Annotated in this window: 13 protein-coding genes; 8 read left to right on the top strand and 5 right to left on the bottom strand. The window is 71.8% G+C overall.

The genetic code is table 11. The features are described 5' to 3' along the window. Nucleotides 1-59: 59 nt before the first annotated feature. From AC3IPY_RS09890 to AC3IPY_RS09870, 5 genes are all read left to right on the top strand, one after another. A complete protein-coding gene (locus AC3IPY_RS09890; protein ID WP_489188296.1) occupies nt 60-827 on the top strand; it encodes a hypothetical protein in 768 nt (255 codons plus the stop codon). Continuing rightward, the gene (locus tag AC3IPY_RS09885; RefSeq protein ID WP_489184124.1) at nt 824-2,572 is read left to right on the top strand and encodes a DNA polymerase Y family protein; all 1,749 of its coding nucleotides are present in this window, start codon (nt 824-826) and stop codon (nt 2,570-2,572) included. The genes AC3IPY_RS09890 and AC3IPY_RS09885 overlap by 4 nt, the downstream gene beginning before the upstream one ends. Nucleotides 2,573-2,588: 16 nt before the next feature. Beyond that, nucleotides 2,589-6,023 carry an error-prone DNA polymerase gene (locus AC3IPY_RS09880; RefSeq protein WP_489184123.1) on the top strand — a complete coding sequence of 1,145 codons (3,435 nt, stop codon included), beginning with the start codon at nt 2,589-2,591 and terminating at the stop codon, nt 6,021-6,023. Between the two features lie 9 nt (nt 6,024-6,032). Beyond that, on the top strand, nt 6,033-6,908 hold the full coding sequence (locus tag AC3IPY_RS09875; RefSeq protein ID WP_489184122.1) for a DUF3097 domain-containing protein: 876 nt from the start codon (nt 6,033-6,035) through the stop codon (nt 6,906-6,908). 199 nt (nt 6,909-7,107) lie between these two features. Then, nucleotides 7,108-8,214 carry a VIT1/CCC1 transporter family protein gene (locus tag AC3IPY_RS09870; RefSeq protein ID WP_489184121.1) on the top strand — a complete coding sequence of 369 codons (1,107 nt, stop codon included), beginning with the start codon at nt 7,108-7,110 and terminating at the stop codon, nt 8,212-8,214. 75 nt (nt 8,215-8,289) lie between these two features. Here the strand turns inward: AC3IPY_RS09870 and AC3IPY_RS09865 are convergent, their stop codons facing one another. The 3 genes from AC3IPY_RS09865 to AC3IPY_RS09855 form a co-directional block, all read right to left on the bottom strand. Next, nucleotides 8,290-8,766, bottom strand: a complete 477-nt coding sequence (locus tag AC3IPY_RS09865) for an Lrp/AsnC family transcriptional regulator (protein ID WP_157426182.1) — start codon at nt 8,764-8,766, stop codon at nt 8,290-8,292. A 118-nt stretch (nt 8,767-8,884) separates the two neighbouring features. Next, a complete protein-coding gene (locus AC3IPY_RS09860; protein WP_489184120.1) occupies nt 8,885-10,252 on the bottom strand; it encodes an MFS transporter in 1,368 nt (455 codons plus the stop codon). A gap of 58 nt (nt 10,253-10,310) precedes the next feature. Beyond that, nucleotides 10,311-12,113: a DEAD/DEAH box helicase gene (locus AC3IPY_RS09855; RefSeq protein ID WP_489184119.1), complete on the bottom strand. Its 1,803-nt coding sequence runs from the start codon at nt 12,111-12,113 to the stop codon at nt 10,311-10,313. 111 nt (nt 12,114-12,224) lie between these two features. Here AC3IPY_RS09855 and AC3IPY_RS09850 point away from each other — a divergent pair, with 111 nt between their 5' ends. Then, nucleotides 12,225-13,010 (top strand): SGNH/GDSL hydrolase family protein, encoded by a 786-nt coding sequence (locus AC3IPY_RS09850; RefSeq protein WP_489184118.1) that lies wholly within the window; start codon nt 12,225-12,227, stop codon nt 13,008-13,010. On the opposite strand, the gene AC3IPY_RS09845 is transcribed toward AC3IPY_RS09850, so the two are convergent. Together AC3IPY_RS09845 and AC3IPY_RS09840 are read right to left on the bottom strand one after the other, a co-directional pair. Beyond that, nucleotides 12,992-14,260, bottom strand: coding sequence for a D-alanyl-D-alanine carboxypeptidase family protein (locus AC3IPY_RS09845; protein ID WP_489184117.1), 1,269 nt, complete (start codon nt 14,258-14,260; stop codon nt 12,992-12,994). The genes AC3IPY_RS09850 and AC3IPY_RS09845 overlap by 19 nt on opposite strands. Continuing rightward, a complete protein-coding gene (locus AC3IPY_RS09840; RefSeq protein WP_489184116.1) occupies nt 14,257-15,090 on the bottom strand; it encodes a TrmH family RNA methyltransferase in 834 nt (277 codons plus the stop codon). The genes AC3IPY_RS09845 and AC3IPY_RS09840 overlap by 4 nt, the downstream gene beginning before the upstream one ends. A gap of 85 nt (nt 15,091-15,175) precedes the next feature. On the opposite strand from AC3IPY_RS09840, the gene AC3IPY_RS09835 reads away from it, so the two are divergent. Both AC3IPY_RS09835 and AC3IPY_RS09830 read left to right on the top strand, forming a co-directional pair. Continuing rightward, complete coding sequence (locus AC3IPY_RS09835) at nt 15,176-16,021, top strand: Sir2 family NAD-dependent protein deacetylase (protein ID WP_489184115.1); 846 nt, start codon at nt 15,176-15,178, stop codon at nt 16,019-16,021. 84 nt (nt 16,022-16,105) lie between these two features. Continuing rightward, a complete protein-coding gene (locus tag AC3IPY_RS09830; RefSeq protein WP_489184114.1) occupies nt 16,106-16,717 on the top strand; it encodes a histidine phosphatase family protein in 612 nt (203 codons plus the stop codon). Nucleotides 16,718-16,748 lie beyond the last annotated feature (31 nt).

Below are 16,748 nucleotides of genomic sequence, written 5' to 3'. Positions count from 1 at the left end.
ACGTTCGGTGCGCCCGACTTGCCGTATTCGAACATGTGTTCGAAACTGGTGGCGTGACCATGACCGCTCCCCTCGACGCCCCCGCACCCCGTGCGGCGCGCGTCGACGAGCTGCAGGCGCGCATCCGCGGCATGCAGAGCACGCGCCTCGAGACGAAGGCCGTGCCGACGCATCCGGTCTTCGCGGGCGTCCTGCCCGGTGGCACGCTGCGCGAGGGCACGGTCGTGCAGGTCGAGGGATCGATGACACTGCTCATGGCACTGCTCGCGGGGCCGAGCGCCGGCGGCGGCTGGGTCGCCGTGGTCGGCATGCCCGAGTTCGGCATCGAGGCGGCCTCCCGCTTCGGCATCGCCCTCGAACGGCTCGCGCTCGTGCCCGACCCCGGCGTCCAGTGGCTCGCGGTCGCGGCGGCGCTCGCCGATGTCATGCCGGTGGTGGCCGTGCGGCCTGCCACACGCGTCTCGCCCGCCGAGGCGAGCCGGTTGCAGGCCCGGCTGCGGCAGCGCGGCACGACGCTGCTCGTCGCCGGCGCCTGGCCGGGCAGTGACGCCAGGCTGGGGCTCGAGGCCAGCGAATGGCACGGCCTCGAGCGCGGGCACGGGCATCTCGTCGACCGCGAGGTCGTCGTGAGCACGGCCGGCCGCGGCGAGTTCGTGCGCCACGCCCGGTCGCGCCTGCGACTGCCCGGGAGCTCGCTGGAGTTCGCGCCCGTGCCCCCGCCTGCCATACCGTCGCGGGTCGGCCAGATGCCGAACGGCCGGATGCCGGGCGTGCCACGGCCCGCCGCGATCGGGCTCGTCGGCGAAGCGCGCCGGAGGGTCGGATGAACCTCGACCCCGGTCGCACGATCGTGCTCTGGTGCCCCGACTGGCCGGTGCACGCGGTGCGTCACGAGCTCGGCGTCGACCCGGGCGCGGCGATCGCGCTCATCGACGGCGGGTTCGTGTTCGCCTGCTCCGAGGCGGCGCGCCGACAGGGCGTGCAGCGCGGCCTGAAGCTCCGCGAGGCGCAGTTGCGCTCCCCCGGTCTGCTCGTGCACGACTACGACGCCGAACTCGACGTGCGGGTGTTCGAACCCGTCGTGCGTCGCATCGAGCAGACGATCCCCGGCGTGCAGGTGGTGCGCCCAGGCACGTTGGCCATGCGTGCTCGGGGGCCGGCCAGGTACTACGGGAGCGAGCGGGCCGCGGCATCCGCCCTGCTCGAGACGACCGCAGAGCTGGGGCTCCTCGAGACGCGCATCGGCGTGGCCGACGGGCCGTTCGCGGCCGAGCAGGCGGCACGGGCGACGGCGGGCCCTGGTGCCGGTGCCGGCGCCGGCGAGCCTTCAGCGCAGTCGGAGCAGCTGCGGACGACGGGTTCTGCAGACGCAGCCCGCTGGGCCTCATCGGTGAAGATCGTCGAGCACGGGGCATCCGCCGCGTTCATCGCTCCCCTGCCCGTGGCCCTCGTGACCGACCCGCGCACCACGACGCTGCTGAACCGACTCGGCGTGCACACGCTCGGCGATCTCGCGGCGCTGCCCGAAGCCGATGTGCGCCGCCGGTTCGGGGCGGCCGGTGCCTTCGCGCACGACCGCGCCTCGGGGCGCGAGCAGGCCAGGGTGCTGGCCCGAACTCCCCCGCCCGAGTTCGAGGTCGAGCAGCACTTCGAACCCCCGCTCGACCGCATCGACCAGCTCGCGTTCGCGTTCCGGGTGGGCGCCGACGAGTTCATCGGGCGCATGCGCGCCGTGCGGCTCGTGTGCACGGGCCTGCGCGTCGAGATCGACGACGAGCGCGGCGGGCATTCGAGCCGCAGCTGGCTGCACCCCCGCTGGTTCACGCCCGCCGACGTCATCGACCGGGTGCGCTGGCAGCTGCAGGGCGCGGGCACCGCCGACACGGGGCTCGCCTCGCCGATCGTGCGGCTGCGCGTGATCCCCGAGCGCATCGACTCCACCGGCAACCATGAAGAGGGGCTCTGGGGCGGCGGGCCCGACGAACGCGTGCACCACGGGCTCACGCGCGTGCAGAGCATGCTCGGCCACGATGCGGTCGTCACCGCGACCGTCGGCGGCGGCCGCATGCTGACCGACCGGCAGGTGCTCGTGCCATGGGGCGACCGGGCGCCCGAGCAGGTCTCCGGTGGGGGCTCCGGGCGGAGCGCCGGCCGTGCCCCGGGCCGTGACGGCGATGCACCCTGGCCGGGCAGCCTCCCGACCCTGGCGCCCGCGAGCGTGTTCCGCGAACGCGTTCCGGTGACCCTGCTCGACGCGCGCGGCGGTGTCGTCATGATCGACGAACGCGGGGCGATCTCGTCGACGCCCGAGCGGTTCGCGGTCGGCGCGGGCCTCGCCGCGCCGGCACACGCCACGCCAGCACCCGCTGCGAGCTCGGCGACGCGACCCCTCGACGGGTTCGGCACGGCTCCCGTGCGCGCCTGGGCCGGCCCGTGGCCGGTCGTCGAGCGCTGGTGGGACCCAGCGCACGCCAAGCGCGTGCATCGCTTCCAGATCGTCGACGACGACGGCTGCGCGTGGCTGCTGGTGCGCGACGCCGAGGGCTGGTGGGCCGAAGCGAGGTACGACTGATGGGCAGGTGGGTCTGATGGGCTGGAACAACCCCGGCATCCCGTGGTCCGAACTCGAGCGCAAGCTCTCCGACCGGCAGCGGCCGGGCGCTCCGAAGCTCATCGCCGACGGCGGCGACGGCCCGGCGTTCAGTCGCAAGCGGCGTCCGTACCGTCCGTCGGACGACCTCGAGGCACCGACCGGCCCGGTCGTGCCGTACGCCGAACTGCATGCGCATTCCACGTACAGCTTCCTCGACGGCGCATCGCCGCCCGAGCAGCTCGTCGAGGAGGCGCACCGGCTGGGGCTCACGGGCCTCGCGCTCACCGACCACGACGGCTTCTACGGGGTCGTGCGCTTCGCCGAGGCGGCCGAGAGCTTTCCCGAGCTCGAGACCGTGTTCGGTGCGGAGCTCTCGCTCGGGCTCTCCGCGCCGCAGATGGGCGCGGCCGACCCCGAGGGCGAGCACCTGCTCGTGCTGGCCAGGCAGCAGGAGGGCTATCACCGGCTCGCGAGCGCGATCACTGCCGGGCAGCTCGCCGGGGGCGAGAAGGGCCGCCCCGCGTACTCGCTCGAAGCCCTCGCCGAGCATTCCGGCAATGAATGGATCATCCCCACCGGCTGCCGTAAGGGAATGGTTCGGCACGCGCTCGCGACCGAGGGGCCGGATGCCGCGTGGCGCGAGCTCGACCGGCTGGTGGCCCTGTTCGGCCGCGACCACGTCGTCGTCGAACTCTTCGATCACGGGCATCCGCTCGACCAGGCGAACAACGACGTGCTCGCCGAGCTCGCCGCGCGTGCCCGCCTGCCGCTGCTGGCCACGAACGCCGTGCACTACGCCACGCCGGGCGAGCACCGGCTCGCCTCGGCGCTCGCCGCCGTGCGCGCCAGGCGCAGTCTCGACGAGCTCGACGGCTGGCTGCCGTCGTCCGACGGACTGCACCTGCGCTCGGGCGCCGAGATGGCCGAACGGTTCGCGCGCTACCCGGGCGCCGTCGCGAGGTCGGCGACGCTCGCGGCCGAGCTCGGGTTCACGCTGCGGAGCGCCAGGCCGCGGCTGCCCAGGCAACAGGTGCCCGAGGGGCACACGCCCATGAGCTGGCTCCGCGAGCTCGTGTGGGCGGGCGCCGAGCAGCGCTACCCGGGGGTGCCCGAGCATGTTCGCGATCGGCTCGCCCGCGAGCTCGACGTCATCGAGTCGAAGGACTTCCCGGGGTACTTCCTCATCGTGCACGACATCGTGCGCGAGGCCCGCAGTCGCGGCATCCTGTGCCAGGGGCGAGGGTCGGCGGCGAACTCGGCGGTCTGCTTCGTGCTGGACATCACGGCGGTCGACTCGATCTTCTACGACCTGCCGTTCGAACGCTTCCTCTCGGCCCTGCGCGACGAGGAGCCCGACATCGACGTGGACTTCGACTCCGACCGGCGCGAAGAGATCATCCAGTACGTCTACGGCAAGTACGGGCGCATGAACGCGGCCCAGGTCGCGAACGTCATCAGCTACCGCCCCAAGGTCGCGGTGCGCGACATGGCCAAGGCCCTCGGGTACTCGACCGGGCAACAAGACGCCTGGAGTCGGCAGGTCGAACGCTGGGGCGCGGTCGTGAGCACCGACGACCACGACATCCCGGCGCCCGTGGTCGAGCTCGCCGAGCAGCTGCTGACCTTCCCGCGGCACCTCGGCATCCACTCGGGCGGCATGGTGCTCACCGACCGGCCCGTGGGCGAGGTCTGTCCCATCGAGCATGCCCGCATGGAGAACCGCACGGTGCTGCAGTGGGACAAAGACGACTGCGCGTGGATGGGCCTCGTGAAGTTCGACCTGCTCGGCCTCGGCATGCTGGCCGCGCTGCAGTACACGTTCGACCTCGTGCGCGAGCACACCGGCGAGACGTGGGAGCTCGCGACCCTGCCCAAAGAGGAGGCGGCGGTCTACGACATGCTCTGCCGCGCCGATTCGATCGGCGTGTTCCAGGTCGAGTCGCGCGCGCAGATGGGCACGCTCCCCCGGTTGAAGCCCCGGTGCTTCTACGACCTCGTCGTCGAGATCGCGCTCATCCGCCCTGGCCCGGTGCAGGGCGGTGCGGTGCACCCCTACATCCGTCGCCGTACCGAGGAGGAGAAGGTCACCTACCTGCATCCGAAGCTGAAGCCCGTGCTCGAGCGCACGCTCGGGGTTCCGCTCTTCCAGGAGCAGCTCATGCAGATGGCCGTCGCCGTCGGCAACTGCAGCGCCGCCGACGCCGACCTGCTGCGCCGGGCCATGGGCTCCAAGCGCGGCGTCGAGAAGATCGACCGGCTCCGAGAGAAGCTCTACGCGGGCATGGCCGAGAACGGCATCGCCCCCGACGTGGCCGACTCCATCTACGAGAAGATCGAGGCCTTCGCGAACTTCGGCTTCGCCGAGAGCCATGCGCTGAGCTTCGGGCTGCTCGTGTACGCGAGCTCGTGGTTGAAGCTGCACTACCCCGCCGCGTTCCTCGCGGCGCTGCTGCGCGCCCAACCCATGGGGTTCTACTCGCCGCAGACCCTCACGGCCGATGCCCGCCGGCACGGGGTGCAGACGTTGCGGCCCGACATCTTCCGCTCGGGGGTGCATGCCGGTCTCGAGGCGCTCGACGCGGCCTCTTCAGACGCGACTGATGCAGACGACGGATGCCGCGAGCCGACCGGCACGGCCTCCTGCATCGATCCCGTGCAGCCGCCCGTCGGCGAGTTCGTCAGGGAGTCCCCCGACCGCTCGGCCGAGCATCGCCGCGACGGCGCGTTCGCGGTTCGCATGGGACTCGCCGACGTCTCGTCGATCGGCCTCGCCGTCGCCGAGCGCATCGTCGCCGAGCGCGACGCCCGCGGGCCGTACCGCGACATGGCCGACGTCTCCCGCCGCGCCGGGCTGTCCGCCGAGCAGCTCGAGGCGCTCGCCGCGGCCGGGGCGTTCGCGGGCTTCGACCTCGGACGGCGCGAGGCGTTGTGGCTCGCGGGCGAGGCCGCGCAGGACCGCGAGGAGTACCTCCCCGGTTCGGTCGTCGTGGTGCAGCCGCCCCTGCTGCCGATCCTCTCCCCCGCCGAGCAGGTGGTCTACGACCTGTGGGCCACGGGCATCTCGCCCGACGACCACCCGATGCGCCACATGCGCGAAGGGCTCGACGCCAGGGGCGTGCTGCGCGTCGACCGGCTCGCCGTCGCCGAGAGCGGGCGGCGCTTCGAGGTGGCCGGCGTGGTCACCCATCGCCAACGACCGGCGACGGCGAGCGGCATCACCTTCATGAACCTCGAAGACGAATCCGGCACGGTCAACGTGATCGCCGGGGTCGGCGTGTGGCAGCGCTACCGCCGAATCGCGCGAGAGGCGCCGGCGATGATCATCCGCGGCATCCTCGAACGCTCCGACGAGGGCGTCGTGAACCTCGTGGCCGACCGGTTCGAACGGCTCACCGTGTCGGCGCCGTTGCGCTCGCGCGACTTCCGTTAGCCTCATCCGGTGCCTGCCTCGACCCACACCTCGAACGGATCCGACCGCTACGGCGACGACGTGCTCGCCGGCGACTGGCGTGCGCGCGGTCGCCGCGTGATCCCGACCGTCGAGGCCGAGCGCGACCTCGTCGTCGAGCTCGCCGCCGACGGGTACTGCGGTGCGGTGGTCGGCACGGACTCGCAGTACGTGACGCTCGAAGACTGCTTCGGCAGGACCCGCATGTTCCCGCTCGGGCACGGGTTCCTCGTCGACGGCGAGGCCGTGCAGCTCGTACGCCCGAAGCCCAAGGCGCCCGCCGGGCGGCTGCGCACCGCCTCAGGTTCGTTCGCCGTCGATTCGGCACAGGCGAAGGCACGGGTCGCGCTGCCCAGCCGCATCTTCGTCGAGGGCCGTCACGACGCCGAACTCGTCGAGAAGGTGTGGGGTGCCGACCTGCGCGTCGAGGGCGTCGTCGTCGAGTACCTCGAGGGCGTCGACGTGCTCGCCGAACACCTCGACGAGTTCCAGCCCGGCCCGGGGCGCCGTGCCGGCATCCTCGTCGACCACCTCGTGCCCGGATCGAAGGAGCAGCGCATCGCCGAATCCGTCATGCGGGGCCCGCACCGCGCGAACGTCCTCGTCGTGGGGCATCCGTACGTCGACGTCTGGCAGGCCGTGAAGCCCGCCCGGGTCGGCCGCGAGGCCTGGCCGGTCATCCCCCGCGACGTCGAGTGGAAGCACGGCATCTGCGAGGCGTTCGGCTGGCCGCACGCCGAACAGGCCGACATCGCGCGCGCGTGGCAGCGGATCCTCGCACAGGTGCGCGGGTACGGCGACCTCGAGCCGGCGCTGCTCGCCCGCGTCGAGGAGCTCATCGACTTCGTGACGGCGCCGACCGACTGAATCCGCTGAGGGCGCGCGAACTCGCGTGCGAGCGGCGCGATGCCGCATCGTGCTTCGGCGATCCGAAATGCTGCCAATCACGCGGAATCGAACGGATGCCGCGTCCGCCGTCGCTATCGTGAATGAGGCCGCAGGAGCGGCCCGACGACGTGATGAAGCGGGAGCGCGCCGCGAACGGTCCTCCCGAGAGGCGGAACCGATGAGCGAGACCACGACCCCGGGCGCGCAGGGCAGTCCCGCAGACCGCGCGCGCTGGCGACGCTACCTGGCCGACGAACGTGCGGAGGCGGTCGTCTACCGGGAACTCGCGGGTCGGCGAACGGGCGAGGAGCGCGAGATCCTGCTCGCGCTCGCCGCCGCCGAGGGCCGTCACGAGGCGCACTGGCTCCGGCTGCTCGACGGCGACGAGACCGGCATACCCCGTGCCGACCTGCGCACGCGCATGCTCGGCTGGTTCGCCCGACGCTTCGGATCGATCTTCGTGCTGGCCCTCGCCCAGCAGGCCGAGGGGCGCTCGCCGTACAGCACCGACCCGGACGCGACCCCCGCGATGGCGGCCGACGAACGCATCCACGGCGAGGTCGTGCGCGGACTCGCGGCCCGCGGCCGGCGCAGCCTCGCCGGCACGTTCCGCGCCGCGGTCTTCGGCGCCAACGACGGACTCGTCTCGAACCTCGCCCTGGTGCTCGGCATCGGCGCGACTGGGGTCCCCGCCTCGGTCGTGCTGTTCACCGGTGTCGCGGGCCTGCTGGCCGGTGCCCTCTCGATGGGCGCCGGCGAGTACGTCTCGGTGCGATCCCAGCGCGAACTGCTCGAGGCATCCGCCCCCGACCCCACCGCGCGCGAGGCGCTCATCGACCTCGACATCGACGCGAACGAACTCGCGCTCGTCTACCGCGCTCGCGGCATGAACGACGCGGAGGCGCAGGAGCAGGCTGCGCGGGTCGTCGCCCGGGTGCAGGCTGCGGGCGCGCTCGCCGCAGCGCCGTCCGACGCGCTCGCGGTCGTCGAGGACGACGACGAGGCCATCGGCACGGGCCTCGCGGCGGCGATCTCGAGCTTCTGCTTCTTCGCCTCGGGCGCGCTCATCCCGGTGCTGCCGTGGATCTTCGGCATGAGCGGCCTCCCGGCCACGATCCTCGCGACCGTGCTCGTGAGCATCGCCCTCGTCATCACCGGTGCGACGGTCGGCGTGCTCTCGGGCGCATCGCCCGTGAAGCGGGCCCTGCGTCAGCTCGGCATCGGCCTGGGCGCGGCGGCGGTCACCTACGCGTTGGGCCTGGCCTTCGGCACGACGATCGGCTGAATCCGCCCCGCGATCGGCTGACTCGGCCCCGCGATCGGGCGCCCGCCGAGATCGGCACGACCGGGGCGGCCCGGCTCAACCGACGAGCTTGTCCCAGCCGTCGCCGTCGACGTGCTCGAAGATGAGGTTCGTCTCGGTGTGCGCGACCGCGGGGTGGCCGGTGAGGTGCGCGAGCACGAACTCGCGCAGCTCTTCAGCGTCGCGCGCGGCGACGTGCAGCAGGTAGTCCTCTGCGCCGGCCATGTGGTACACGGAGATCACGCCGGGAAGATGCGGGACCTGCGAGCGGAACGCGTCGATCTCGGAACGGTCGTGCTTGACGAGCCGGATCGCGATGAGCGCCTGCAGCGACACCCCGAGCGAGGCGAGATCGACCTCGACGCGGTAGCCGCGCACGGTCCCGAGCGCCTGCAACCGCCGCAGCCGCAGCGAGACCGTGGATTCGGCGACGCCGACCTCGGCGGCCAGCGCGGCCCCTGACGCACGGGCATTGCCCGAGAGGGCTCGCAGGAGCGCCCGGTCGACGCGGTCCAGTTCGGGCTTCTCGGCCATGGGGGTGCCTCCAACGAGTCGGGTTGCCGGACTCCGTGAGAGTCGCTCAGTGACGAGCATACGAGGCGAACCGCATGCCGACCGTCTTCGTGACGGCCCGGGCGCCACGCCAGAGAGGTCACGCGGATGTCTCGTGTTCGGCGACCCATCGCGGATTGCGGATGCCGAACCACGAGACCAGTCCGCCGATGACGAGCACGATCGCGACGAAGAGGGCCGCTCGGCGGTATCCGTCGACGTCGAGCTGCGTGCCCGCGATGACGCTGATGCTCGCGATGGCCACGAGCCCCGCGATGCGCGCCACGGCATTGTTGACGGCGGAGCCGATGCCCGCCCGCGACGGCTCCACCGCACCGAGGATGGCCGCCGTCAGCGGCGCCACCGTCACCGCCATGCCCAGGCCGATGACGAGGATGCCCGGCAGGAACTGCCACCAGTAGACGAAGTCCTCGTTCACCGTGAGCGTGAGGAGGTAGCCCGCGCCGACGAGCATGGGCCCGGCCGTCATGAACAGGCGCGGCCCGAACCGGCTCGAGAGATCGCCGAAGCGCGAGCCGAGCAGCACGAGCATGATCGTGGGCGGGAGGGTTGCGAGCCCCGCCATGGTCGCGCTCAGGCCGCCCGTCTCCTGGAGGAAGATCGTCATCGCGAACGGCCCGAGGGTGAAGGCCGCGTAGATGAACACGGTCGCCAGGTTGCCCATCGCGAAGTTGCGTGCCCGGAAGAGCGAGAGCGGGAGCATCGGCTGCGGGGTCCGGCGTTCCTGGAGGACGAACAGGATGAGTGCGACCACGCCGACGACGAGCGGGATGTACACGACCGGCGAAGACCAGCCGTATCGGCTCTCCTCGATGAGGGCGAAGACCGTGCCCGCGAGCCCCACGATGCCCAGGCCGGCGCCCAGCCAGTCGATGCGCTCGTGATCGGGGTTCGGCTCGTCGCGACCGAGCCGGCGCATGAGCACGAGGGCGACCGCGATCGGGAGCAGGTTGATCCAGAACACGAGGCGCCACGACAGCAGGTCGACGAGCAGGCCGCCGAAGAGCGGCCCGAGGAGGAACGCGCTGGTCGTCCATGCCGTCCAGCGCCCGATGGCTCGGCCCTGCTCGGCGGGGGCGAACGTGGCGATGATGAGGGCGAGCGAACTCGGCACGAGCAGGGCGCCGGCCGCGCCCTGGAATGCCCGCGCGACGACGAAGAACACCCCGGTGGGCGCGATGGCGCAGAGCACCGACGTCACGGCGAAGCCGTAGAGCCCGATGCGGATGATCCGCAGTCGGCCGTACGAGTCCGAGAGCGAACCCGCGAGCAGGATCAGCGACCCGAGCGTGAGGAGGTAGGCGTCGACGGCCCACTGCTGCAGCGCCAGGCCGCCGCCGAGGTCCGCCGCGAGCGACGGCAGTGCGACGTTGATCACCGCGCCGTCGAGGAACGCGATGAACGAGACGATGATCGCGACGACGAGAACTCGGGCCTGGCGATCCATACGGGTCATGCTGGCACAGCCAGGAGACATCCGCTCGGCTTCGAGGTGGTGACGCCGGTCAGCGGCTGCCGAGCCGCTTGCGCAGGTAGTCGATGCGCGACTGCAGCTGGGTCACGGTCGCCTGGGCGACCGCGGGCCCGCCGCAGACGCGCCGGAGCTCGGCGTGCACCATGGAGTGGGCCTCGCCGGTGTGCCGTGCCCAGAGCCCGACCAGGCTGTTGAGCAGGGTGCGCTGTTCCTTCAGCGTGCGGTACAGGGCGACCGGCTCGGCGTTCTCGGCGGGATCGGCCTGCTGCTTGCGCCGCTCGCCCGCACGGCGAGCCTGGCGCGACTGCCGGTGGCGGAGCAGTTCGGAGACCTGCTCGGGCTCGAGCAGGCCGGGGATGCCGATGAAGTCGAACTCCTCGTCGCTGCCGGGCTCGGCGAGCGTGCCGAACTCGGTGCCGTCGTAGAGCACGCGATCGAAGGATGCATCGGAGGCGATGGCCTCCCAGGTGCCGAACTCGAGTTCTTCGGAGGCGCGCTCCTCGCGATTCGCCGACTCGAGCAGGCTGTCGTCGAGCCCGTCGTCGTCTGCGTCGTCGCCGCCGCGACGATCGAGCGCGTGGTCTCGCTCGAGCTCCATCTGCGAGCCCAGCGCCATGAGGATCGGCACGTTCGGGAGGAACACGGACGCGGTCTCGCCGCGCCGCCTCGCCCGCACGAAGCGCCCGATCGCCTGCGCGAAGAACAGCGGGGTCGAGGCGCTCGTCGCGTAGACGCCGACTGCGAGCCTCGGCACGTCGACGCCCTCGGACACCATGCGCACGGCGACCATCCATCGGCTCGTGCCCTCGGAGAACTCCTCGATGCGCGCGCTCGCCTCCTTCTCGTCGGAGAGCACGACGGTGACCTTCTCTCCGCAGACGTCCTCGAGGATCTGCGCGTAGGCGCGAGCCATCGACTGGTCGGTCGCGATGACCAGGCCCCCCGCGTCGGGGATGCCGTGCCGCACCTCGGTGAGTCGCCGATCGGCGGCGGCGAGCACCGCCGGGATCCACTCGCCCTTCGGCTCGAGGGCGGTGCGCCACGCGGCGGAGGTGATGTCCTTCGTGTTGTCTTCGCCGAGTCGGGCCTCCATCTCGTCGCCGGCCCGCGTCTTCCAGCGCATGTGGCCGGCGTAGACCATGAAGAGCACGGGTCGCACGACGCCGTCGGCCAGCGCCCGGCCGTAGCCGTAGGCGTAGTCGGTCTGCGAGAGGCGCACGCCGTGGGCGTCGGCCTCGTACTGCACGAACGGGATCGGCGCGGTGTCGGAGCGGAACGGGGTGCCGGTGAGCGAGAGCCGCTTGGTCGCCGGCTCGAACGCCTCGCGGATGGCGTCGCCCCACGAGAGCGCGTCGCCGCCGTGGTGCACCTCGTCGAGGATGACGAGTGTGCGGCCCGAGACGGTGAGCTCGCGGTGCAGCGCGGGTCGCATCGCGACCTGCGCGTACGTGACGGCCACGCCGTGGAAGTGGCGGGCGATGCTGCCGTGCGCGTTGCGGAACCCCGGATCGAGCCGGATGCCGGCGCGGGCCGCGGCATCGGCCCACTGCCGCTTGAGGTGGTCGGTGGGGGCCACCACGGTGATGCGGTCGATGATGCGGCGGGCGCGCAACTCGGCGGCCAGACGCAACGCGAAGGTGGTCTTTCCCGCGCCGGGCGTGGCGGCGGCGAGGAAGTCGCGCGGCATGTCGGCGAGGTACTGCTCGAGGGCCTCGGCCTGCCAGGCCCGAAGCTTGCTCGCCGTGCCCCACGCGGCGCGTTCGGGGAAGGACGGAGAGAGGTGCTCGGCGGCCGAGGTGCCCGGCTGGGTGCCGGAAGGGGTCGCTGTGCTCACTGAATCCGAGGGTAGTCCAGCCCGCCGACATCCTCGAACCGACATGGCGGCCCCCATGCTCCCGGTCTTGCGGAATCGAGGGCGGACCCGGCCTTTGGCAGAATGGGTGGCATGGTCACCCAGCAGCACCCATGGTCACGCTACGTCGCGCTCGGCGACTCGTTCACCGAAGGCATCGGCGACCCCGAGCCCACGGTTCCCGGCGGACACCGGGGCTGGGCCGATCGCGTTGCAGAGGTGCTCGGCCAGAGCAGCGACGATTTCGCGTACGCGAACCTCGCCGTGCGCGGCAAGCTGATCCGCCAGATCATCGACGAGCAGATCGAGCCCGCGCTCGCGCTGCGCCCCGACCTCATCACGATCTCGGCCGGTGGCAACGACGTCATCCGCCCGGGCACGGATCCCGACGAGATCGCCGCGCGGTTCGAGTACGCGATCGAGCGGCTCTCCCGCGACCACGCCACGATCGTGATCTTCACGGGCGTCGATGTCGGGTTCTCGAACGTGTTCCGCGGCATCCGGGGCAAGGTCGCGATCTACAACGAGAACCTCCGCATCGTCGCGAAGAAGTACGACTGCATCGTCGCCGACCAGTGGGCCCTCACCGAGATCCAGGACCAGCGCATGTGGGCGCCCGACCGCCTCCACCTGAACTCGCTCGGCCACCACACGGTGGCGCGCATGGTGCTCGAGGCGCTGAACGTCGAGAACGACCTCGAGCCGTTGAAGCCCGAGCCGCTGCCCTCGAGCACCTGGCGGCAGGCCCGCGTCGAAGACCTCTCCTGGGCGCGCGAGTACCTCGTGCCGTGGGTGCTGCGCCGGGTGCGGCACCAGTCCTCGGGCGACCACATCCAGGCCAAGCGCCCGGATGCCGCGCCCTACTCGCTGCCCGACTGAAGGGTCGGCTCGTCGAGGGCGCCCGGATTCGCGAGGCGCCACCACGCACCGGGATCGGTCAGCGACGCATCGAGCACGAGCGGCACGGTGATCTCCTGCGTTCCGGCCCGCACCACGGCCGTGCCGACCTCGTCGCCCCGGCTGGCGAGCGTGACGGGGTCGGCATGCACCTCGACGTCGACGGGCGTGTCATTCCACACCACGACGGTGGCGCCGTCGGCGGATCGCGCACGTGCCGTCTCGCCCCATGGCGTGTCGTACTCGGCGAGCACCTGGTTCGCCTCGAGCGGCGAGACCTCGTGGAATCCGGGGGCCACCGAGTCGAGCATCGCGGCGATCGCCTCGTCGATGATGTCGTGCGTCTCGCCCCCGAGCAGAACGCCGACCACCGTGACGGAGGACGATCCGACGGCGTAGTCGGCCGTGAACAGGAGGTTGGCCGCGTCATCCGTCGTGCCGGTCTTCATGCCGTCGACGCCGTGCGTGCCGAGGAGCTTGTTCGAGTTCGTCAGGGTTCCGAGCTCGGGGATCTCGACGCTCTTGGAGGCGACGATGGCGGCGATCGTCGGGTCCTCGAGCGCGATCTCGCCGAGCGCGACCATGTCGGCCGCGGTGCCGACGTTGTCATCGGACATCCCGCTCGAGTCGACCACATGGGTGTTCGCGAGGCCGTTGGCCGAGAGCCAGGCGTTGGCCTTCTCGACGAGCGCCTGCTCGGACCCGAAGGCCCAGTTCGAGATGGAGATGCCGTAGTTGTTGCCCGATGGGATGAGCAGCGCCTCGAGGCTCTCCTTCAGGGTCAGGGTGGCGCCCGCCTCGACCGGGGCGACCGATCCGCCCTGGGCGACCATGTCCCAGTAGATGTCGACGTCGGCATCGGTGTACGCCACGTCGGGGCCGCTCTCGCCGGCAGGGATCGGGTGTTCGGAGAGCACCGTGAGCGCCGTGATGACCTTCGTGATGCTCGCCATCGCCATCGGGGTCTGCTCGTTGCCCGACGCGAGGAGGCCGTCGAAGCCGACCGCGCCGACGGCGAAGGCGCCGAATCCGGGCAACGAGAGCTGCTGCGGCGCGGCGACCACCGGTTCGGGGTCGGTCACGGCGGGTGCGGCGGCCGGGATGGGCGCCCCGAGCGCGTTCGCGGTGTAGATGCCGGCTCCCGTGAGCAGGGCCACGACGACGGCGAGGGACGTGAACACGACGATGCGACGTCGCCGGTACACGCGCGCGGTGGGCTCGGAATCGCTCATCGGGTCGCTCCGGATGCGTCTTCAGCGGGATCGACCTGCAGCGCGTACAGCACGACGGCGGCCGCCGCGGCGACGTTCAGCGAGTCGACGCCGTGCGCCATCGGGATGCGCACGACCTGATCGGCCGCCTCGAGCGCGGTGCGGCTGAGTCCGTCGCCCTCGGCGCCGAACACGAGGGCGAGGCGGTCGGGGGCCCCGGCCGCGAGCTCGCGCAGGCCGATGGAGCGCTCGGAGAGGGCGAGCGCCGCGATCGAGAACCCGGCGCCGTGGAGCAGGTCGACGGCCTGGGGCCACTCGGGCAGCCGGGTCCACGGCACCTGGAACACGGTGCCCATGCTGACCCTGACGCTGCGCCGGTAGAGCGGATCCGCGCAGCGCGGGCTCACGAGCACGGCGTCGGCGCCGAGCGCCGCGACCGAGCGGAAGATCGCGCCCACGTTGGTGTGGTCGACGATGTCCTCGAGCACGACGACGCGTCGTGCGCCCGCGAGCAGGGTCGTCGGATCGGCGAGGTCGGGGCGCTCGAACGCGGCGAGGGCGCCTCGGTGCACGCGGTACCCCGTGATCGCCTCGAGCTGGTCGGCGTCGGCCAGGTGCACGGGCACGTCGAAGGGTGCGAGTTCGGCCTCGAGGCCCGGCAGCCACTTCTCCTCCATGAGCACGGACCGCGGTCGGTGGCCGGCCCGGAGCGCTCGCCTGATGACCTTGGCCGACTCGGCGATGTAGAGCCCGTTCGCGGGTTCGTGCGCGCTGCGGAGTGAGACATCCGTGAGCCCCGCGTAATCGGCGACGGCGTCGGATGCCGCATCGCGGACTCGTTCGATGTGCATGTTCCTCCTGAGTCCAGACTGCCAGTCCCGAAACAATCCGGAAAACCGACGCGTCTAGAATCAGACGATTCGAAGGGAGCAACCGGTGACATCCGACCTCGAAGTACCCGTCCGCGGTGATGCGGCGCTCGATCAGGCGATCGACCTGCTGCGCGGGGCGCGCGTCGCGGTGCTCACCGGCGCCGGCGTCAGCACCGACTCCGGCATCCCCGACTACCGCGGCGAGGGCGCACCCGTGCGCACGCCGATGACCTTCCAGGCCTTCCTCGCCTCCGAGTCCGCGCGCAAGCGGTACTGGGCCGGCAGCCACCTCGGGTGGCGCGCGTTCGGCGCCGCGCAGCCCAACGTCGGTCACCGTGCGCTCGCGCTCCTCGAGGCCGCAGGCGTCGTCGGCGGACTCGTCACGCAGAACGTCGACGGACTGCACCGCCGCGCGGGCAGCCGTCACGTCGTCGAACTGCACGGCGGCATGGATCGCGTGCTCTGCCTGACCTGCGGCCAGCAGTTCGCCAGGCAGGCGGTCGCCGACCGCCTGGCCGTGCTGAATCCGCGCATCGAGCTCGACGGCGAATTCGCGGTGAACCCCGACGGCGACGTCGATGTCGACGATGCCGCCTCGCTCGTCGTGCCCGACTGCACCGTGTGCGGCGGCATCCTGAAGCCCGACGTCGTGTTCTTCGGCGAGTTCGTTCCGCCAGAGGTGTTCGAGACGGCGGCCTCCATCGTGCGCGGTTCCGACGTGCTGCTCGTGGCCGGCTCCTCCCTCGTCGTGAACTCGGGCATGCGGCTCATCGAGCTCGCGCGTCGACGCCGCATGCCGATCGTGGTCGTCAACCGCGGCATCACCAGGGGCGACAGCCGAGCGGCCGTCAAGGTCGACGCCGGCACGAGCGAGACCCTCGCGGTGTTCGCGGCGGCCCTCGCGTCCTGACCCGAACGGGTCTGCGTTCGTCGTCCGAACGGGCCGCCGCGTCCGGCGTGCATCGAGCACCCGTTGGTCTGCCAGAGTGGAGCGATGACCGATGCCACTTCCCCAGCCGGCCTCCCGGCCACGCGGTTCGCGATCGTGCGTCACGGTGAGACCGACTGGAACGTGCAGCGCCGCATCCAGGGCGCGACCGACATCCCCTTGAACGACACCGGCCGCGCACAGGCCGTCGAGACGGCCGCGACGCTCGCCGGAGCATCGTGGAACGCGATCGTCACGAGCCCCCTGTCGAGGGCCTCCGCGACGGCCGCCCTCATCGCCGCGGCACTCGACCTCGACGAGCCCGCGATCATCCCGGCGCTCGCCGAACGCAGCCATGGCGTGCTCGAGGGCCTCGATCACGGCGGACGGGCCGCGGTCGAGGCCCAAGCCGCGACCATCGAGGGGCTCGAACCGCGATCGGCCGTCATCGAACGTGCGCGCGCCGCCCTGCTCGAACTCGCGGCAGCGCACCCCGACGAGGACGTGATCGTCGTCACCCACGGCGGCGTCATCCACGCGCTCATGCTCGACCTCAGCGACTGGACGTTCCCGACGGTCGGCTACGCGATCGAGAACGGCTCCGTGCACGAGGTGATCGCCAGCGACGGCGAACTGGTGCTCACTCTGCCCGAGGTCGCGACCGGCACCGACGGCTGAACCGAGGCCGCGTCGGGGTCGGCATCGCCCT

The organism is Agromyces sp. GL_144, assembly GCF_057834305.1.
This window is presented reverse-complemented; position numbering and strand designations above follow the sequence as displayed.